This window comes from Variovorax sp. RO1 (assembly GCF_002849325.1).
In the GTDB taxonomy this organism is placed as follows: domain Bacteria; phylum Pseudomonadota; class Gammaproteobacteria; order Burkholderiales; family Burkholderiaceae_C; genus Variovorax.
The window spans coordinates 2,226,835-2,246,479 of the sequence record NZ_PKMT01000001.1; the positions used below are offsets into that span (position 1 = coordinate 2,226,835).

The window sequence follows — 19,645 nt, forward strand, 5'->3', positions numbered from 1 at the left end:
CGCGGCGGGATTTTTTTCGTCCTGGATTCGGGGAAATCGAATCAGTCGCTGGCGTTGGCCATGGCCGCAGCCTTGACCTCGTCGCCCTGGCCGCTGAGCACGCGGCGGGCGCCGTCGAAGCGGCGCTGCCAGTAGCTGCCGTTCATGTCTTCCACGCGGACCTGGGCGCCGGAGCGGGGCGAGTGGATGAACTTGCCTTCGCCGACGTAGATGCCGACGTGGCTGAAGGTGCGGCGCATGGTGTTGAAGAACACGAGGTCGCCGGGCTTGAGCTGGCTGCGGTCGATCTTCTCGGTGGCGGCGGCTTGCTCTTCGGCGCGGCGCGGGAGCACGTGGCCCACGGTCTGGTTGTACATGGCGCGGACGAAGCCGCTGCAGTCGAAGCCGGATTCGGCGGTGTTGCCGCCGCGGCGGTAGGGGACGCCGAGGAAACCGATGGCGGTCACCACCAAGTCGGAAGTGCGCTCTGTGACGGTTTGGCGAACCTGCTTGAGCTGCCCGATGATGCCTTTGTCGGCCAGCATTCGTGCCAACTCGTCATCGGTCTTTTCCTGTTGAGGGGCCGCATGAACAGCGACGGCAAATAGGAGGGACGCGGGTAGGACGAAAAAACGCATGGCGCGTAGGATATTGATGACGCGCAGTTATGTCAATTTAATCTGAATTGTTGAATGCGTGCGTAAACCATTGATTTACATGCACTTTTTCGATCCGGCGGAAGAAAAAATGTAACGGTGAACGTTTATGCAGCATAAGGATTCGAATGTAAACGCATCGGTTGATATGACTTTGCAGTCTTAAAAGTCGGCATGTGTGTTCCATTTGTTGTCAAGATGGCCTCAAATTCAGGAAATCTTCATGAACTTGCGAAATTTCTCCTTTCGTCGCTCCCTGGGACGCCTCGTGGTGCTCGCGGGTTGTGGCTTGGCTGGCGCGGCCCTGGCGCAGGTGCGAACCGAAACCGTCACCTCCGGTCTTGAGAACCCCTGGGGCGTCGCCTTCTTGCCGGAGGGCCGTTTCGTGGTCACCGAGAAGCCCGGGCGCATGCGCCTGGTGGCGGCGGACGGCAAGCTGGGCGCGCCGATCCAGGGCCTGCCGCCGGTCGCGGCGGGCGGGCAGGGCGGGCTGCTCGACGTGCTGGCCGACAGCGGCTTCGCGCAGAACCGCACGCTGTACTTCTGCTATTCCGAGCCGGAGGCTTCCGGCGGATCGGCCAACAGCACCGCGCTCGCGCGCGCCCGCCTGTCGGCCGACGGCACGAAGCTGGAAGCACTGAAGGTCATCTTCAGCCAGAAGCCCAAGGTCGCGAGCCGCGCACACTTCGGCTGCCGCATCGTTGAAGCTCGCGACGGCAACCTGTTCCTCACGCTCGGCGACCGCTTCAGCCGCAAGGATGATGCGCAGACGCTCGACAACCACCACGGCAAGGTGGTGCGCATCGCCAAGGACGGCAGCGTGCCGAAAGACAACCCCTTCGTCGGCAAGGCGGGCGCGCTGCCCGAGATCTGGAGCTACGGCCACCGCAACGGACAGGGCGCGGCTCTCGCGCCCGATGGCCGCTTCTGGATGACGGAGCACGGCCCGCAGGGCGGCGACGAGATCAACATCCCGCGCGCCGGCGTCAACCACGGCTGGCCGGTGATCACCTATGGCGAGAACTACGGCGGCGGCAAGATCGGCGAGGGCATCACCCGCAAGGACGGCATGGAGCAGCCGCTGCATTACTGGGTGCCATCGATCGCGCCCTCGGGCATGGCTTTTCTGACCAGCGACCGCTACGGCGCTGGCTGGAAGGGCAACCTGTTCGTGGGTTCGCTGAAGTTCGGATACCTCGATCGCATCGAGCTGAAGGACGACAAGGTCGTCGCCGAGCACAAGCTGCTGGCGGACGGCCGGGCCCGCATCCGCGATGTGAAGCAGGGGCCGGATGGCCTGCTCTACGTGCTCACCGACGAGTCCGACGGCAAGCTGCTGCGCCTGCGGCCGAACTGAAGGATCAGCCGGGGCAACCCGGCAGCGGGAGCGTCGGCAGCAGGCTGCGCCAGAGCCGTCGCCACTCGGGCCAGTCGTGCCCGCCTTCGGTCGTGACCACGCGTTCCGCCGGCAGCGCCCCGGCCAGCAGGCGGTGGCTGAAGGCAAAGCGGTCGTCGAGCGCGTAGCCCAGATACAGCGGCGGCCGATCGCCGAACGTGCGGGTGTGGCCGACATAGCCGCGCAGCCATTGCCAGAGCTGCGTTTCGCTCGGCGTGCGCGGGTCGCTGCCTGGCGGCGCGTCGAGCGGACCGCGCCAGCGCGACAGGCCGCCGGCGTTGGCGATGTCCTGGCTCAGCACGCGTTCGCCCAGATAAGGCGCCAGCACGATCAGGCCGGCGAGATCGCCGGGGTGCGTCTGGGCATACAGCAGCCCGCCGAAACCGCCGACCGAGATGCCCGCGATCCAGATCGCCTTGTAGCCCTGGCGGCGCGCGGGCGCGATCACCTCCCGCTCCAGCCGGTCGAGGATGGTCTTGTTCCGGTAGTAGCCCATGTGGGCATCGACGCGCAGGGTGTCGACCGCGAGCCGGTTCTCGTTCAGCGCGTCGATGAAGCCTTCGCGCACGAACTCTTCGGGCGCCGAGTACGCGCCGGGCAGCAGCACGATCAGCGTGTCGGCGCTGCGGGTGCAACTGCTCTTTTCCAGCGTGGTGGCCATCGGCGCTTCGGCCGCCCGCAACCCGCCGCAGCCGGCGAGCAGCAGCAGCGAGGCGGCGCCGAAGAGCAGGGCGAGGCGGCGGCGAAGGGGCGGCAAGGTCTGCATCCGCCGGAGTCTAGGCTCGCAACGTCGGGGCCGGCAGGTCGACCATCACGGGTTGTCCCGGCACGGTGCAACCGGTGTCGCAGCACTTGCCGGGCTGGCGGTTCTTCGTGATGGCGCGGCGCGGGTCGTGCGGCGCGGCGGCCGGCGTGCCGTCGGCCGCGATGCCGCGTTCGAGCAGGCGCTCGACCAACTCGACCTTCGAGCCCACCGGGTAGTTGCGCCAGATCTCCTGCTTCATCGCCGCCGGCGAGCCGCCGCCGTGCAGGCTGATCACGCTGTACCAGCCGCCCTGGTAGCCGGCCGTGAGGTCTTCGATGAAACGAGCCGTCTCGATGCGCTGTTCGTAGGGAATGGCGGGGTTGGCGCGCAGCACGTCGGACAGCCGCGCCGCGGTCTCGGGGTTGTGGTCTTCGTCCGGGCCGGGCAGGGTGACGATGAGGCCGCCGCTCACGTAGTGGGCGATGCGGTGCATGTCGTAGATCTTGGTGGCGAGCAGCAGCTTGCCGATGTTGCTGAACACCGGGTCGGGCATGAAGACCTCGCAATGGTCGTCGGCCTTGCCATAGACGCTGGCCGCCACGCCGCAGGCAAAGAAGCCCTCGGTGATGGTGATGAGCTCGACCATCTGCTCGCGCAGGTGACTCTCTTTGCCCGGGTCGAAGCCGTTGGCCTCGCACATCAGCGCGCCGGCACCGATCAGCAGGTCTCCGAAGCCGGCGCGGGCCGCGATGCAACTGTGGCGGTGGTGCGTCGCGTAGCTGTAGGTCAGATGGCCCGAATGCTCCCATTCACCGGCATAGAAGACGCGTTCCCACGGCACGAACACCCGGTCGAACATGCACACGCCGGTACTCTGGCCGTACTTGCGGCTGAAAAGGGCGTCGCCGTGCTCGAGCTTCTCGCCGGGCCGCCCGGCCGGGCGCGCGACGATGGTGAGCCCGGACGCATCGAGCGGCACGGCGCAGCAGACGGCGAAGTCGGCATCTTCCTTGCCCATGTTGCGGCAGGGCATGACCAGCAGCTCGTGCACGTAGGGCGCGCCGGTCACGATGGCCTTGGTGCCCGAGATGACGATGCCGCGCGCGTTGCGCTCGACCACGTGCAGGTAGCTGTCGACGTTCGCCTGCTCGTGCGGCCGGCGGCTGCGGTCTCCCTTGGCATCGGTCATGGCGACGCCCAGGGTCAGGTCCTGGTCCTGGATGCGGTGCAGGTACTCGTGAAAGCGGGCCGTGTGTTCGGTGCTGCCGCGCGCGTCATCGATGCGCGCCGACACCTGGGCGATGGCGTTGAGCGCATCGTGCGTCAGGTAGCGCTGGGCGCAGCCGGTTTCCTGGCACACGAGCCGCACGGCCTCGAGCTTGTTGAGCAGGTCGCCCGAGCTGGTGTTGATGTGCGAGAGCCGGTTCACCCGCTTGCCGCTGGTGTGCTGCACGGCCGTCATGAGCGGCGCGTACTCGGACTTCAGCGCGTGGTCGTAGGTGAGGGCGATGGCGTTGATGCCGGGCTGGAAGGCGGGCTCGTCGGCCACGCTGGCAACGCGGCGACCGTCGACGAACACGGTGGGCGTGTAGCGGCGCAGCGATTCACGGTAGTCGGCGCCGGACATCAAGGGGGCGTCGGAAGGCGGGGCGTTCATGGGGTGTTGTCTCCTGGGGCTCGTGGGGATCTTTTTCTGACCGTTGGCGCAAAGATTTAAACACTGTTCAATTTTTAGATCAACGTTTGAAAAATTGATCGGCGAACGGGTCGAGGGCTATAGTCCCGCCCATGCACGCCAAGCTCCAACGCCGCCAGACCCTTACCGACGCCCGCCGCGCCCTGGTGCTCGACGCCGCCCGCACGGTGTTCGCGGAGGCCGGCATCGAGGGCGCGAGCATTCGTGAAATCGCCAGGAAAGCCGGCTACACGCCGGGCGCCATCTATTCGTACTTCGAGAGCAAGGAGGCGATCTACGCGGCCTTGCTCGACGAGTCGCTGCTGCGCCTGCAGGCCGCCGTGGCCGAGGTGGCGGTGTCCGAGAGCCGGCCCGACCAGACCCTGGCTGCCAAGGCCCAGGCCTGGTTCGACTTCTACGCGGCGAACCCGCGCGACCTCGACCTCGGCTTCTATCTGGTGCACGGCATGCGGCCCCGGGGACTGACGCACGCGCTCGATCACGAACTGAACGATCGTCTCTACGACGCCCTGCGCCCCTGCGAAGAGGCGCTCTTGGCATTGGGCCTCGATGCCGACCTCGCGCAGCAGGAGAACACGGCGCTGTTCGCGCACGGCGTCGGCCTGCTGCTGATGCAGCACACGGGTCGCATCCGCATGTTCAATCAGTCGGCCGATGCGCTGTTCAAGACCTACCTTGCGCAGTTGGCGCAGCGATCGAGCCCTGCGGCAACAGCGGAAGACGCAGTGAAACCCGCTCTTTTCAGTGGTACGGTTCAGCCCAGTTCAACCGATACCTGAAAGAAGAAGTCCATGCTGCTCGACGCCACGCAATCCCAACTCGTCCTGGTCGATTACCAGGCGCGGCTGATGCCGGCGATCTTCGAAGGCGAAGCGGCGGCGCGCAATGCAGCGCGCCTGGGCCAGATGGCGCAGTGGGTCGACGTGCCGGTCTGGGGCACGGAGCAGAACCCGTCGAAGCTGGGCGAGAACCTGCCCGAGATCCGCGCTTTTTGCCACAAGACGCTGGCCAAGATGCATTTCAGCGGCGTGGAAGAGGGGCTCGGCGAATGGCTGCGCCCGCCCGCCAAGGCAGCGCCGCAGGGCAACGCCCGCAGCCTGCCCAAGCACCTGCAGAAGCCCCCGGCCGCGGCCGAAGAGCGCAACACCATCGTGATCGCCGGCTGCGAAGCCCATGTCTGCCTGCTGCAGACCGCGCTCGACCTGCTCGAGGACGAGTTCGACGTGTGGGTCGTCACCGATGCCTGCAGCTCACGCACCGAACGTAACCGTGACGCGGCCTTCGATCGCCTGGCCGGCGCCGGCGCCGAACTCGTGACCACCGAGATGGTCGGCTTCGAGTGGCTGCGCACCGCCGAGCACCCGGCGTTCCGCGACCTGCAGGCGCTGATCCGCTAGTCGGCTGATCTACTGAATTGCTGTTGAAGGGCGGCCCGGCAACCGGGGGGGCGCCCGGATTGCCGCGGCTGTCAGCTTCCCGCAAGATCGGCTCCCATAATTATGAATTCAGTTTCGGCGTCGAGTCCGGAACGGCATCCATAAAACAGGAGACAGATCCCGATGAACCGCTATGAAGAGTTCTACCGCCAGTCCGTCGATGCGCCCGAGGCCTTCTGGGCCGAGCAGGCGAAGCTGATCGACTGGCACACGCCCGCGCAGCAGATCCTCGACGCCAGCCAGCCGCCGTTCGCGCGCTGGTTCGTCGGCGGCACCACCAACCTGTGTCACAACGCCGTCGACCGGCACCTGGCCGATCGGGGCGACCAGCCGGCGCTGATCTTCGTGTCGACCGAAACCGGCGTCGAAAAAAGCTACAGCTTCACCGAGCTGCACGCCGAGGTGCAGCGCACCGCCGCCAGCCTCGTCGAACTGGGCGTGGGCAAGGGCGACCGCGTGCTCATCTACATGCCGATGATTCCCGAGGCCGCCTTCGCGATGTTGGCCTGCGCACGCATCGGCGCCATCCACTGCGTGGTGTTCGGCGGTTTCGCCAGCGGCTCGTTGGCCACGCGCATCGAAGACGCCGAGCCCAAGGTGGTCGTGAGTGCCGACGCCGGTTCGCGCGGCGGCAAGGTCATTGCGTACAAGCCCCTGCTCGACGAAGCCATCCGCCTGTCGAAGTACAAGCCTGAGGCCGTGCTGCTGACCGATCGGGGCTTGGCGCCGATGGACCTGGTCGCCGGCCGCGACCACTTGGCCGGCGAACTGCGGCAGAAACACATCGATGCGCAGGTGCCCTGCACCTGGCTGGCCTCGACCGACATCAGTTACACCATCTACACGAGCGGCACCACCGGCAAGCCCAAGGGCGTGCAGCGCGACGTGGGCGGCTACGCGGTGGCGCTGGCCGCGAGCATGAAGCACATCTTCGACGGCCGCCCCGGCGAAACCTACTTCTCGACCAGCGACATCGGCTGGGTGGTGGGTCACAGCTACATCGTCTACGGTCCGCTGATCGCGGGCATGGCGACGATCATGTACGAGGGCCTGCCCACGCAAGGCATCGACCAGCAGCCCGACGGCGGCATCTGGTGGCGCCTGGTCGAGAAGTACAAGGTGACGGTGATGTTCAGCGCGCCCACCGCGGTGCGCGTGCTCAAGAAGCAGGACCCCGCGCTGCTCAAGAAATACGACCTGTCGACCTTGCGCGCGCTGTTCCTGGCCGGCGAACCGCTGGACGAACCGACCGCGCGCTGGATCAGCGAGGGCCTGGGCGTGCCGATCATCGACAACTACTGGCAGACCGAATCGGGCTGGCCGATGATCACCATCGCCAACGGCGTCGAAGCCAAGCCGAGCAAGTTCGGCAGCCCGGGCGTGCCGATGTACGGCTACCGCATCAAGATCCTGCACGAATCGACGGGCGAGGAACTGACGGCACCGAACGAGAAGGGCGTGGTCGTGGTCGAAGGCCCGACGCCACCCGGCTTCATGCAGACCGTGTGGAAGGACGACGCGCGCTTCGTCAACACCTACTGGAAGAGCGTGCCGGGCAAGATGGTCTATTCGACCTTCGACTGGGGCATCCGCGATGCCGACGGTTATTTCTACATCCTGGGTCGCACCGACGACGTGATCAACGTGGCCGGCCATCGCCTGGGCACCCGCGAGATCGAGGAGAGCATCTCGGGCCACGCCAACGTGGCCGAGGTGGCGGTGGTCGGGGTGGCCGACACGCTCAAGGGCCAGGTGGCAATGGCCTTCGTCGTGCCGAAAGACGGCCTGGCCGTGACCGACGCCGACGCGGCACTCAAGCTCGAGGGCGAGATCATGAAGCTCGTGGCCGACCAGCTCGGCGCCCTGGCGCGGCCCGCGCGCGTGCGCTTCGTGAGCGGCCTGCCCAAGACCCGCAGCGGCAAGCTGCTGCGCCGCGCCATCCAGGCCGTGTGCGAGCAGCGCGACCCGGGTGACCTGACCACCATCGACGATCCGGCCACGCTGCAGCAGATCAAACAGTTGCTGTCCGCCACCTGACCGAAGCCGTGAACGGGGCAGGGTTGCGGGCCTTGCGTAGCAGCGTTCAGCCGTCATATGGTTGACGTGGCACAATGCCAAGGTACTCAGGCCCTTCCCCAGCCACAGTCGCATCCGCCAATCGGTCCAGCCGTGTCGCGGAAGGTTTCTTAACCAGCTAGTGCTTCCTCCAGGGAAGCGAAGGTCAGCGGAATATGAGCGATTCTTCTACGCCCACGGCGTACACCGCCTATCAAGGCAATACCTATCTCTTCGGCGGCAATGCGCCCTATGTCGAGGAGATGTACGAAAACTACCTTTCCAATCCCGGCAGCGTTCCTGACAACTGGCGCACGTATTTCGACGCCCTGCAGAACGTTCCCGCCGCCGACGGCACCAGCGCCCGCGACGTCCCCCACCTGCCGGTCATCAACGCCTTTGCCGAACTGGCAAAGCAGGGCACGACCAAGGTCGTGCAGGCCAGCGGTGCCGACTCCGAACTCGGCCGCAAGCGCACCGCAGTCCAGCAGCTGATTGCCGCCTACCGCAACGTCGGCGCCCGCTGGGCCGACCTCGACCCGCTCAAGCGCGCCGAGCGTCCCGCCATTCCGGAACTCGAGCCCTCGTTCTACGGTTTCACCGACGCCGACCTCGAGACGGTGTTCAACACCAGCAATACTTTCTTCGGCAAAGAGACCATGTCGCTGCGCGACCTGCTCAATGCCCTGCGTGAAACGTACTGCGGCACGATGGGTGCCGAGTACATGTACACCACCGACCAGAACCACAAGCGCTGGTGGCAGCAGAAGCTCGAAAGCGCCCGCACGAACCCCAAGCTGAGCGCCGAGCAGAAGAAGCACGTGCTGAACCGCCTGACGGCCGCCGAAGGCCTTGAGCGCTTCCTGCACACCAAGTACGTCGGCCAGAAGCGCTTCTCGCTCGAAGGCGGCGAGAGCTTCATCGTCTCGATGGACGAGCTGATCAACCAGGCCGGCATCAAGGGCGTGCAGGAAATCGTGATCGGCATGGCCCACCGTGGCCGCCTGAACGTGCTCGTGAACTCGCTGGGCAAGATGCCCGCCGACCTGTTCGCCGAGTTCGACCACACCGCCCCCGAAGACCTGCCCTCCGGCGACGTCAAGTACCACCAGGGCTTCAGCTCGGACGTGACCACCCCCGGCGGCCCGGTCCACCTGAGCCTGGCGTTCAACCCCTCGCACCTGGAAATCGTGAACCCCGTGGTCGAAGGCTCGGTGCGTGCCCGCATGGACCGCCGCGGCGACCCGCTGGGCAAGCAGGTGCTGCCCGTGATCGTGCACGGCGACGCTGCCTTCGCAGGCCAGGGCGTCGTGATGGAAACGCTGGCACTGGCCGAAACCCGTGGTTACTCCACCGGCGGCACGGTGCACATCGTCATCAACAACCAGATCGGCTTCACCACCAGCGACCCGCGCGACAGCCGCTCGACGCTGTACTGCTCGGACATCGTCAAGATGATCGAAGCGCCGGTGCTGCACGTGAACGGCGACGATCCCGAAGCCGTGGTGCTCGCCACCCAGTTCGCGCTTGATTTCCGCATGGAATTCCAGAAGGACGTGGTCGTCGACATCATCTGTTTCCGCAAGCTGGGCCACAACGAGCAGGACACCCCGTCGCTCACCCAGCCGCTCATGTACAAGAAGATCGCGGCCCACCCCGGCACGCGCCGGCTGTACGCCGACAAGCTGGCCGCACAAGGCCTGGGCGACACGCTCGGCGACGACATGGTCAAGGCGCAGCGCGCCGCCTTCGACGAAGGCAAGAACACCGTCGATCCCGTGCTCACCAACTTCAAGAGCAAGTACGCCGTCGACTGGAGCCCGTACCTCAACAAGAAGTGGACCGACGCCGGCGACACCGCCATTCCGTCCACCGAGTGGAAGCGCCTGGCCGAGAAGATCACGACGCCGCCCGAAGGCTTCACCGTGCACCCGCTCGTGAAGAAGGTGCTGGACGACCGCGCCGCCATGGGCCGCGGCGACGTGAACGTCGACTGGGGCATGGGCGAGCACATGGCTTTTGCCTCGTTGGTGGCCAGCGGCTACCCGGTGCGCCTGTCGGGTGAAGACTCGGGTCGCGGCACGTTCACGCACCGCCACGCCGTGCTGCACGACCAGAACCGCGAGAAGTTCGACACCGGCACCTACACGCCGCTGCAGAACGTGGCCGAGAACCAGGCTCCGTTCGTCGTCATCGACTCGATCCTGTCCGAAGAAGCCGTGCTGGCCTTCGAATACGGCTATGCCTCGAACGACCCCAACACGCTCGTCATCTGGGAAGCCCAGTTCGGCGACTTCGTGAACGGCGCGCAAGTGGTGATCGACCAGTTCATCGCCTCGGGCGAAGTGAAGTGGGGCCGCGTCAACGGCATCACGATGATGTTGCCGCACGGCTACGAAGGCCAGGGCCCCGAGCACAGCTCGGCACGCCTGGAGCGCTTCATGCAGCTGAGCGCCGACACCAACATGCAGGTGGTGCAGCCCACCACGGCCAGCCAGATCTTCCACATCCTGCGCCGCCAGATGGTGCGCAACCTGCGCAAGCCGCTGATCATCCTCACGCCCAAGTCGCTGCTGCGCAACAAGGACGCGACCTCGCCGCTGTCCGAGTTCACCAAGGGCAGCTTCCAGACGGTCATTCCCGACAGCAAGGGCCTGAAGGCCGAGAAGGTCAAGCGCCTGATCGCCTGCTCGGGCAAGGTCTACTACGACCTGGCCAAGAAGCGCGAAGAGCAGGGCAACGACGACGTGGCGATCATCCGCGTCGAGCAGCTCTACCCGTTCCCGCACAAGGCCTTCGCCGCCGAGATCAAGAAGTACCCCAACCTCGTGGACATCGTGTGGTGCCAGGACGAGCCGCAGAACCAGGGCGCCTGGTTCTTCGTGCAGCACTACATCCACGAAAACATGCAGGAAGGCCAGAAGCTCGGCTACTCCGGCCGTGCCGCTTCGGCATCGCCGGCAGTCGGCTACTCGCACCTGCACCAGGAACAGCAGAAGGCGCTGGTCGATGGCGCATTTGGCAAGCTCAAGGGCTTCGTGCTGACCAAGTAAGAACCGCCCCTTTTCACACGAACACCCTCAAGAACAAAACGGAGCTCACTCCAAATGTCTATCGTAGAAGTCAAAGTCCCCCAACTTTCCGAATCCGTGGCCGAAGCCACCATGCTCACGTGGAAGAAGAAAGCCGGCGAAGCCGTCGCTGTCGATGAAATTCTGATCGAGATCGAAACCGACAAGGTCGTGCTCGAAGTGCCCGCGCCCTCGGCTGGCGTGCTGGTCGAGATCGTTCAGCCCGACGGCGCCACCGTGGTGGCCGAGCAGCTGATCGCCAGGATCGACACCGATGGCAAGGCCGCCGCCGCAGCGCCCGCTGCAGCAGCTGCACCCGCCGCCGCACCGACCGCTGCTGCACCCGCAGCGGCAGCAGCCGCCACCGGTGGTTCGAAGTCCGACGTCGCCATGCCCGCCGCTGCCAAGCTGCTGGCTGACAACAACCTGAAGACCAGCGACGTGGCTGGCACGGGCAAAGATGGCCGCGTGACCAAGGGCGACGTGCTCGGCGCGGTTGCTGCCGGCGCCAAGCCTGCCGCCGCCATTGCTGCACCGGCTGCCAAGCCCGCGCTGCAACAGGTCGCAGCGCCTGCCGCACCCGACCTGGGCGAGCGCCCGGAACAGCGCGTGCCGATGAGCCGCCTGCGCGCCCGCATCGCCGAGCGCCTGCTGCAATCGCAATCGACCAACGCCATCCTCACGACCTTCAACGAAGTGAACATGGCCCCGGTCATGGACCTGCGCAAGAAGTTCCAGGACGCGTTCACCAAGGAACACGGCGTGAAGCTCGGCTTCATGAGCTTCTTCGTGAAGGCCGCGGTGCACGCACTGAAGAAGTACCCGGTGCTCAACGCGTCGGTCGACGGCAATGACATCCTGTACCACGGCTACTTCGACATCGGTATCGCTGTCGGTTCGCCGCGCGGTCTGGTGGTGCCCATCCTGCGCAATGCCGACCAGATGAGCTTCGCCGACATCGAGAAGAAGATCGCCGAGTACGGCAAGAAGGCCCAAGACGGCAAGCTGGGCATTGAAGAAATGACCGGCGGCACGTTCTCCATCTCAAACGGTGGCACCTTCGGCTCGATGCTCTCGACCCCGATCATCAACCCGCCCCAGTCGGCCATCCTCGGCGTGCACGCCACCAAGGACCGCGCCGTGGTCGAAAACGGCCAGATCGTCGTTCGTCCGATGAACTACCTCGCCATGAGCTATGACCACCGCATCATCGACGGCCGCGAAGCCGTGCTGGGCCTGGTCGCCATGAAGGAAGCGCTGGAAGATCCGTCGCGCCTGCTGTTCGACATCTGATCCGGGGAGCAAGACACAGATGGCAAACAAGCAATTCGACGTCGTCGTCATCGGCGGCGGTCCTGGCGGCTACATCGCGGCAATCCGCGCTGCGCAGCTCGGCTTCAACGTGGCCTGCATCGACGAGTGGAAGAACGGCAAGGGCGGCCCCGCACCGGGCGGCACCTGCACCAACGTCGGCTGCATCCCCTCGAAGGCGCTGCTGCAATCGTCGGAGCACTTCGAGCAGGCCGGTCACCACTTTGCGGACCACGGCATCAAGGTCGAAGGCCTCGGCCTCGACATCGAGAAGATGCTGGCCCGCAAGGACCAGGTCGTGAAGCAGAACAACGACGGCATCCTGTACCTGTTCAAGAAGAACAAGATCAGCTTCTTCCACGGCCGTGGTTCGTTCGTGAAGGCGGACGAAGCCGGCTACGAGATCAAGGTGGCAGGCGCTGCCGAAGAATCGATCAGCGGCAAGCACATCATCCTGGCCACGGGCTCCAACGCCCGCGCGCTGCCGGGCACGCCGTTCGACGAGGAAAACATCCTCTCGAACGACGGTGCGCTGCGCATCGGCGCCGTGCCGAAGAAGCTGGGCCTGATCGGCTCGGGCGTCATCGGCCTCGAAATGGGCTCGGTGTGGCGCCGCCTCGGTGCCGAAGTCACGGTGCTCGAAGCACTGCCGACTTTCCTCGGCGCCGTGGACGAGCAGATCGCCAAGGAAGCCAAGAAGGCTTTCGACAAGCAGAAGCTCAAGATCGAACTCGGCGTCAAGGTCGGCGAGATCAAATCGTCGAAGAAGGGCGTGAGCGTCGCCTGGACCAACGCCAAGGGCGAAGCCCAGACGCTGGAAGTCGACAAGCTGATCGTCTCGATCGGTCGCGTGCCCAACACCATCGGCCTGAACGCCGAAGCCGTGGGCCTGAAGCTCGACGAACGCGGCGCCATCGCCGTGGACGACGACTGCAAGACCAGCCTGCCCAACGTGTGGGCCATCGGCGACGTGGTGCGCGGCCCGATGCTGGCGCACAAGGCCGAGGAAGAAGGCGTGGCCGTGGCGGAGCGCATCGCGGGCCAGCATGGCCACGTGAACTTCAACACCGTGCCGTGGGTGATCTACACCAGCCCCGAGATCGCATGGGTCGGCCAGACCGAGCAGCAGCTCAAGGCCGCGGGCCGCGCCTACAAGGCCGGCACCTTCCCGTTCCTGGCGAACGGCCGCGCACGCGCGCTGGGCGACACGACCGGCATGGTCAAGTTCCTGGCCGATGCCACCACCGACGAGATCCTGGGCGTGCACATCGTGGGCCCGCAGGCCAGCGAACTGATCTCCGAAGCCGTCGTGGCAATGGAGTTCAAGGCCAGCGCCGAAGACATCGCGCGCATCTGCCATGCGCACCCGTCGCTGTCGGAAGCCACCAAGGAAGCGGCTCTGGCCGTGGACAAGCGCACGCTCAACTTCTGATCTCCGGTTCTTGAGCGAACCCGGCCCCGATCGACCCTCGCGGGGCGGTCGGGGCTCTCCATTTTTGAAGCGATCCGATCCCTTGAGCGTCAAACAGGCTTACGAAGCGGAACTCGCGACACGCGGGTTCAAGAGCGATCCCGCACAACTCGCGGCCGTCGAGGCGCTCGACCGCTGCGCCACCGAGTGGGGTGAGTACAAGGCCCGGCGCTCCAATGCGCTGAAGAAGCTCATCAACCGACCGGAGCTGCCGCGCGGCGTCTACATGTACGGCGGCGTGGGGCGCGGCAAGAGCTTCCTGATGGACCTGTTCTTCAACGCCGTGCCGCTGCGGCGCAAGACGCGCCTGCACTTCCACGAGTTCATGCGCGAGGTGCACCGCGAACTGCGCGACCTGCAGGGCACCGTGAACCCACTCGACGAACTCGGGCTGCGAATTTCCAAGCGCTACAAGCTGATCTGCTTCGACGAGTTCCACGTTGCGGACATCACCGACGCGATGATCCTGCACCGGCTGCTCGTGTCGCTGTTCGACAACGGCGTGGGCTTTGTCACCACCTCGAACTTCAAGCCCGACGACCTGTACCCCGGCGGCCTGCACCGCGACCGCATCCTGCCCGCCATTGCGTTGCTCAACCAGAAGCTCGAAGTGCTGAGCGTGGACAACGGCACCGACTACCGGCGCCGCACGCTGGAGCAGCTGCGCATGTACCTCACGCCGAACGACGCGGCGGCCGAGAAGGAATTGCGCCACGCTTTCGACAAGTTGGCCGAGACGGCGGACGAAAACCCGATCCTGCATATCGAGCAGCGCGAGATCCGCGCGCGGCGCAAGGCCGGTGGCGTGGTGTGGTTCGACTTCAAGACGCTGTGCGGCGGCCCGCGCTCGCAGAACGACTACCTCGAGATCGCGAGCCAGTTCCACACCGTGCTGCTGTCCGACGTGCCGCACATGCCGGTGCGCATGGCCTCGGAAGCACGCCGTTTCACCTGGCTGGTCGACGTCTTGTACGACCGGCGCTGCAAGCTCATCATGTCGGCCGAGGTGCCGCCCGAGGCGTTGTACACGGAGGGCCCGCTGGCGCACGAGTTTCCGCGCACGGTGTCCCGGCTCACCGAAATGCAGTCGAGCGAATTCCTCGCCCTGGAACGCCGCATCGTCGACACCCGACTCACATGAAAAAAACCGCTCTTGCCCTGTTCCTGGCGTTGGCCAGCCTGCCGCTCTGGGCCCAGTCCAATGCGGCCTCGGGCAGCGCCGACCTCGAAGCCGAACGCAGCCGCCTGGCCACCGAGCGCGAGGCCATCGAGTCGCGCTACGCGAAGGAGCGCACGGCCTGCTACGCGAAGTTTGCGGTGGAAGACTGCCTGCGCGAAAGCCGCAGCCGCCGTCGCAAGGAAACCGACCACATCAAGCGGCAGGAAACCGCGATCAACGACATCCAGCGTCAGCGCAGCGGCGCGGCCGAGCTGCAGAAGCTCGACCAGAAGGCCGCCAATCAGCGCCCGCAGGATTCGCGCGAACAGCGCGAGAAGTCGCAAGAAGACCAGAAGGCGCGCGAACAGCGTGCCGCCGATCACGCGGCAAGCCGCGCTGCGACGGCGGCCGACGCGGACGCGCGCCAGCGCCAGTTCGAGGGCAAGCAGAAGGCCCACGCCGATGAGCAGGCCAAGGCGGCGCAGCGCCGCGCCGAAGCACCGGCCGCGACCACGCGCTTCGAAGAGAAGCAGAAGCGGGCGGCAGAACACCGCGCCAGCCGCGAACGCCAGAACGCCGAGCGCACCAAGCCGCGCGGTGCACCGTTGCCGCCGGCACCGGCGCCCTGAAAAAGAAGAGGGCGCTCAGGCCGCCGCAGGCAGCGGGTCGAGCTTGAGCACCGCGATCGAGATGTTGTCGCCCGTGCCGCGCGCACGGCGCCGGGCTTCCCCCACCAGAATTTCCACCGCATCGCGCGGCGGTTGCGCGTACAGCACGCTGGCCAGTTCCTCGGGCGAGAAGTAGTGCCAGAGCCCGTCGCTGCAGGCCATCAGCAGGTCGCCCGGCTGCAGCTTGGCAATGTGGTGGGGATCGACGGGCGGCGGCGTGGTCGTCATGCCCAGGCAGCCCAGCAGGATGTTGCCCTGCGGATGGATGTTGGCCTCGGCCTCGCTGATCTGGCCGCGATCGACCAGCGCCTGCACATACGAATGGTCGCGCGTGCGTTTGACCAGCGCGCCGTCGTTGAAGTGATAGATACGCGAGTCGCCCGCGTGAATCCAGGCGCAGCCGCCCTGGGGGGTCATCAGGAAAGCGGCCAGCGTGCTGTGCGGCTCCTGTTCGCTCGACAGCGCCGTGAGCTTGATCACCGTGTGGGCGTCTTCGAGCAACTGGCGCAGCACGACGGCGGGGTCGTCGCGCTCGGGGCTGTAGCGGGTGAAGAGCTGGCGTGCGGTCATCAGCACCTGGTCGGATGCCTTGCGCCCGCCGCTGCGCCCGCCCATGCCGTCGGCGATGACGCCGAGCACGCAGCCCGGCGTGCGTGGGTGGCTCATCAACAGCACCTGGTCCTGCTGGTAGGGGCGGTCCCCCTTGTGGAGGCCGGTGGCGGCGGCGAGTCGAAAGCCTTGGGTCATGAGCGCTGGGGCGCCAGAGGCGCGCTTTCTGTCTTCTCTGGGGTTCGTGTCAGGACGTATTATCGAATGAACACGCGCGGCCCCATGCGGCACGCGCACCCCCACCGTTGGACTCCAATCTTCATTCCCTTTCCCGTCAGCTGATCGAGCTGCGCATGGCGCATGCCGACCTCGACGCCACCATCGACCGGCTCTCGGAAGACGGTGCGCCGCCGGACGAATTGCTGATGCGCCGCCTGAAAAAGCGCCGCCTCGCCCTGCGCGACCAGATCGCGCAGCTCGAGAACGCGCTCGACCCGAAAGAGCCGGCGTGACGTCGCCGCTCGAAGACCAGGTGCGCGACGCGTTCGCGCAGGACGGGGTGCTGTCGCAGGCCGCCGAGCAGTTCCGCGAACGCGGCGGCCAGACCGAAATGGCCATGGCCGTGGCCCGCACGATCTCCGACGGCGGCATCCTCGTGGTCGAGGCCGGCACCGGCGTGGGCAAGACGTTCTCGTACCTCGTGCCCGCATTGCTGAGCGGCGAGCGCGTGCTGCTCTCGACTGCCACCAAGACCCTGCAAGACCAGCTGTTCGGCCGCGACCTGCCGCGCCTCGTCGAAGCTTTCGCACTGCCGATACGCACGGCGTTGCTGAAAGGGCGGGGCAGCTACCTGTGCCTGCATCGGCTCGACATGGCGCGCCACGACGCCTCGCTGCCCGAGCGCGGCAGCCTGCGCACGCTGGCGAAGATCGAGCAGTGGTCGAAAGCCACGCGCACCGGCGACTTGGCTGAGCTGCCGGGGCTCGACGAACGTTCGCCACTGATCCCGCTGATCACCTCCACGCGAGAGAACTGCCTGGGCGCGCAATGTCCGCAGTTCAAGTCGTGCCACGTCAACCTCGCGCGGCGCGAGGCGCTCGCGGCCGACATCGTGGTCATCAATCACCATCTGTTCTTCGCCGATCTGGCGGTGCGCGAGACCGGCATGGCCGAACTGCTGCCGACCGTGAGCGTCGTCGTGTTCGACGAGGCGCACCAGCTCAACGAGACCGGCGTGCAGTTTCTGGGCGCGCAGCTCGGCAGCGGACAGGCGCTCGATTTCGCGCGCGACATGCTCGGCGCGGGCTTGCAGCATGCCCGCGGGCTGGTCGACTGGCAGCAGCTGGTGGCGGGTGTCGAACGCGCGGCGCGCGAACTGCGTCTGGTGGTCGGCAAGCAATGGCCGGGCGCGAAGCTGCGCTGGGTGGGTCCTGCCCCCGAGGGCGTGGATGCCGAGGCCTGGCAGAGCGCGCTCGACGATCTGCAAGACGCCTTCGTGCAGGCCTCAGACGGGCTGGACACGGTGAGCGAAATCTCGCCCGACTTCGTGCGCCTGCACGAGCGCGCGCGCCAGCTCGCCAAGCGCACCGCGCGTTTCGCGCAACCGTGCGAACTTGACTCGGTGCGCTGGGTCGATGTGGGCACGCAACTGCGCCTGATCGAGTCGCCGCTCGACATCGCCGATGCAATGCGCAAGCGGGTGCTCAAGCTGGCCGACGAGCCTGTGGAGTCCGACTTGCCATACGGGAATGAGGGCGATGACGACGAAGACCCCGAGCACGGCGCCGTCCCGCCGCCACCGCCGGAAGACAGCCGTCGCGCCTGGGTCTTCACCTCCGCCACGTTGGGCGACGACCCCACGCTGCGCTGGTTCACCGAACCTTGCGGCCTGCGCGACGCCGAAGTGCTGCGCGTGCAGAGCCCCTTCGACTACGCCTCGCAGGCAGCGATCTATGTGCCGCGGGCTTTTCCAAAACCCAACGATCCCACGCACAGCCAGCAGGTCGCCAAGCTGGCCGCGCATGGCGCTGCCGAACTCGGTGGGCGCACGCTGGTGCTCACCACCACACTGCGCGCGCTGCGCACCATCGGCGATGCGATGCGTCAGCAGTTCGAGCTGCTCCAGACGGAGGCGCGGCCCGAGGTGCTGGTGCAGGGCGAGCTGCCCAAGCGCGTGCTCATGGACCGCTTTCGCGAAGGCGCGAGCAACGGGCGCGCGGGCTGTGTGCTGGTGGCGTCGGCGTCGTTTTGGGAAGGCTTCGATGCGCCGGGCGATGCGCTGCAGTTCGTGGTGATCGACAAGCTGCCGTTCCCGCCGCCCAACGACCCGCTGGTGGAGGCCCGCTCGCAGCGGCTCGAAGCGCAGGGGCGCAGCTCGTTCAGCGATTACTCGCTGCCCGAAGCGGCCGTGGCATTGAAACAGGGGGCGGGGCGCCTCATTCGCCGTGAGACCGACAGCGGCGTGCTCGCGATCTGCGACACGCGCCTCGTGGCGATGGGCTATGGCCGGCGGCTGCTGGCGGCGTTGCCGCCGATGCGCCGGCTGGAAACCGAAGCGGATTTCGAGAGCGCGATCGACGCGCTCAAGAAACCTTACTGAGATCTACCGAAGTGGTCGGCTGGCTCTGGGTTACCAGAGCTTCCACCACGGATCGTCCTTGCCCTTGAAGCCGTTGGCCAGGTAGGAGCTCTTCGGGTAGTTGGTGGTCAGCACGCGCTGCGCATCGTCGCGCAGGTCCTTCATGCCGAGTGCGTCGTACGACTTCACCATGATGTACAGGGCTTCTTCGAGCGCGGGCACTTCGCGGTAGTCGGCCAGCGCGATCTGTGCCCGGTTGATGGCCGCGAGGTAGGCGCCACGCGAGTAGTAGTAGCGCGCCACGTGAACTTCGTACTGCGCGAGCGAGTTCACGATGTAGTTCATGCGCTGGCGCGCGTCGGGCGCGTAGCGCGACTCGGGGAAGCGCGTCACCAGGTCGCGGAAGGATTCGAACGATTCCTTGGCTGCCTTCTGGTCGCGCTCCGACAGGTCCTGGCGCGTCAGGAACGCGAACATGCCCAGGTCGTCGTTGAAGTTGATCACGCCCTTCAGGTAGAGCGCGTAGTCGAACGCCGGGCTGGCCGGGTGCAGCTTCATGAAGCGGTCGAGCGTGGCGATGGCGTTGGCTTTTTCGCCGGCCTTGTGCTGGGCGTAGGCCTTCTCGAGCTGGGCCTGCTGGGCCAGCGGCGTGCCGGCGGCACGGCCTTCGAGCTTCTCGTACAGCGGCACCGCCTTGTCGTAGGCGCCGGAGCCGACTTCGTCCTTGGCTTCGGAGTAGATGCGGTTGGGGCTCCAGTTCGCGGTCTTGTCTTCCTTGGTGGTGGAACCACAGCCGGTGACGAGAAGGGCCGCCGCGCTGAGCGCGATCCAGGCAGGGACCGATAATTTGGCGCGAAACATCACATACGGCTTTC

Annotated in this window: 16 protein-coding genes; 11 read left to right on the forward strand and 5 right to left on the reverse strand. The window is 66.3% G+C overall.

Annotated features, from left to right (window positions below):
- Positions 1-41: 41 nt before the first annotated feature.
- A complete protein-coding gene (locus CY658_RS10575) occupies positions 42-617 on the reverse strand; it encodes a C40 family peptidase (protein WP_101490043.1) in 576 nt (191 codons plus the stop codon).
- A 241-nt stretch (positions 618-858) separates the two neighbouring features.
- Here CY658_RS10575 and CY658_RS10580 point away from each other — a divergent pair, with 241 nt between their 5' ends.
- Positions 859-1,992, forward strand: a complete 1,134-nt coding sequence (locus CY658_RS10580) for a PQQ-dependent sugar dehydrogenase (protein WP_101490044.1) — start codon at positions 859-861, stop codon at positions 1,990-1,992.
- A gap of 4 nt (positions 1,993-1,996) precedes the next feature.
- Here CY658_RS10580 and CY658_RS10585 read toward each other — a convergent pair whose 3' ends face one another.
- Together CY658_RS10585 and CY658_RS10590 are read right to left on the reverse strand one after the other, a co-directional pair.
- Positions 1,997-2,788 (reverse strand): alpha/beta fold hydrolase, encoded by a 792-nt coding sequence (locus CY658_RS10585; protein ID WP_257884814.1) that lies wholly within the window; start codon positions 2,786-2,788, stop codon positions 1,997-1,999.
- A gap of 19 nt (positions 2,789-2,807) precedes the next feature.
- Positions 2,808-4,433: a 4-hydroxyphenylacetate 3-hydroxylase family protein gene (locus CY658_RS10590; RefSeq protein ID WP_101490046.1), complete on the reverse strand. Its 1,626-nt coding sequence runs from the start codon at positions 4,431-4,433 to the stop codon at positions 2,808-2,810.
- Between the two features lie 131 nt (positions 4,434-4,564).
- On the opposite strand from CY658_RS10590, the gene CY658_RS10595 reads away from it, so the two are divergent.
- The 8 genes from CY658_RS10595 to CY658_RS10630 all read left to right on the forward strand — a co-directional run bounded on the left by CY658_RS10595 (position 4,565) and on the right by CY658_RS10630 (position 15,604).
- Positions 4,565-5,251: a TetR/AcrR family transcriptional regulator gene (locus tag CY658_RS10595; RefSeq protein WP_101490047.1), complete on the forward strand. Its 687-nt coding sequence runs from the start codon at positions 4,565-4,567 to the stop codon at positions 5,249-5,251.
- A 12-nt stretch (positions 5,252-5,263) separates the two neighbouring features.
- Positions 5,264-5,869 (forward strand): isochorismatase family protein, encoded by a 606-nt coding sequence (locus tag CY658_RS10600; protein WP_101490048.1) that lies wholly within the window; start codon positions 5,264-5,266, stop codon positions 5,867-5,869.
- Between the two features lie 162 nt (positions 5,870-6,031).
- Positions 6,032-7,945 carry a propionate--CoA ligase gene (locus CY658_RS10605; protein ID WP_101490049.1) on the forward strand — a complete coding sequence of 638 codons (1,914 nt, stop codon included), beginning with the start codon at positions 6,032-6,034 and terminating at the stop codon, positions 7,943-7,945.
- Between the two features lie 194 nt (positions 7,946-8,139).
- Positions 8,140-11,016 carry a 2-oxoglutarate dehydrogenase E1 component gene (locus tag CY658_RS10610; RefSeq protein ID WP_101490050.1) on the forward strand — a complete coding sequence of 959 codons (2,877 nt, stop codon included), beginning with the start codon at positions 8,140-8,142 and terminating at the stop codon, positions 11,014-11,016.
- Positions 11,017-11,070: 54 nt separating this feature from the next.
- Positions 11,071-12,327, forward strand: coding sequence for a 2-oxoglutarate dehydrogenase complex dihydrolipoyllysine-residue succinyltransferase (gene odhB, locus CY658_RS10615; protein ID WP_101490051.1), 1,257 nt, complete (start codon positions 11,071-11,073; stop codon positions 12,325-12,327).
- Positions 12,328-12,346: 19 nt separating this feature from the next.
- Positions 12,347-13,777, forward strand: coding sequence for a dihydrolipoyl dehydrogenase (gene lpdA / locus CY658_RS10620; RefSeq protein ID WP_101490052.1), 1,431 nt, complete (start codon positions 12,347-12,349; stop codon positions 13,775-13,777).
- A gap of 82 nt (positions 13,778-13,859) precedes the next feature.
- On the forward strand, positions 13,860-14,957 hold the full coding sequence (gene zapE / locus CY658_RS10625; RefSeq protein ID WP_101490053.1) for a cell division protein ZapE: 1,098 nt from the start codon (positions 13,860-13,862) through the stop codon (positions 14,955-14,957).
- Positions 14,954-15,604: a hypothetical protein gene (locus CY658_RS10630; RefSeq protein WP_101490054.1), complete on the forward strand. Its 651-nt coding sequence runs from the start codon at positions 14,954-14,956 to the stop codon at positions 15,602-15,604. Before zapE ends, CY658_RS10630 begins: the two co-directional genes overlap by 4 nt.
- Positions 15,605-15,619: 15 nt before the next feature.
- Here CY658_RS10630 and CY658_RS10635 read toward each other — a convergent pair whose 3' ends face one another.
- Positions 15,620-16,390, reverse strand: a complete 771-nt coding sequence (locus tag CY658_RS10635; RefSeq protein ID WP_101490055.1) for a PP2C family protein-serine/threonine phosphatase — start codon at positions 16,388-16,390, stop codon at positions 15,620-15,622.
- A 107-nt stretch (positions 16,391-16,497) separates the two neighbouring features.
- Between CY658_RS10635 and CY658_RS10640 the strand changes: the two genes are divergently transcribed.
- Together CY658_RS10640 and CY658_RS10645 are read left to right on the forward strand one after the other, a co-directional pair.
- Entirely contained in the window at positions 16,498-16,704 is a 207-nt protein-coding gene (locus tag CY658_RS10640) for a YdcH family protein (RefSeq protein ID WP_101490056.1), read from the forward strand.
- On the forward strand, positions 16,701-18,791 hold the full coding sequence (locus CY658_RS10645; RefSeq protein ID WP_101490057.1) for an ATP-dependent DNA helicase: 2,091 nt from the start codon (positions 16,701-16,703) through the stop codon (positions 18,789-18,791). Before CY658_RS10640 ends, CY658_RS10645 begins: the two co-directional genes overlap by 4 nt.
- Positions 18,792-18,821: 30 nt before the next feature.
- Here CY658_RS10645 and CY658_RS10650 read toward each other — a convergent pair whose 3' ends face one another.
- Positions 18,822-19,631 carry an outer membrane protein assembly factor BamD gene (locus tag CY658_RS10650; protein ID WP_101490058.1) on the reverse strand — a complete coding sequence of 270 codons (810 nt, stop codon included), beginning with the start codon at positions 19,629-19,631 and terminating at the stop codon, positions 18,822-18,824.
- Positions 19,632-19,645: the final 14 nt, after the last annotated feature.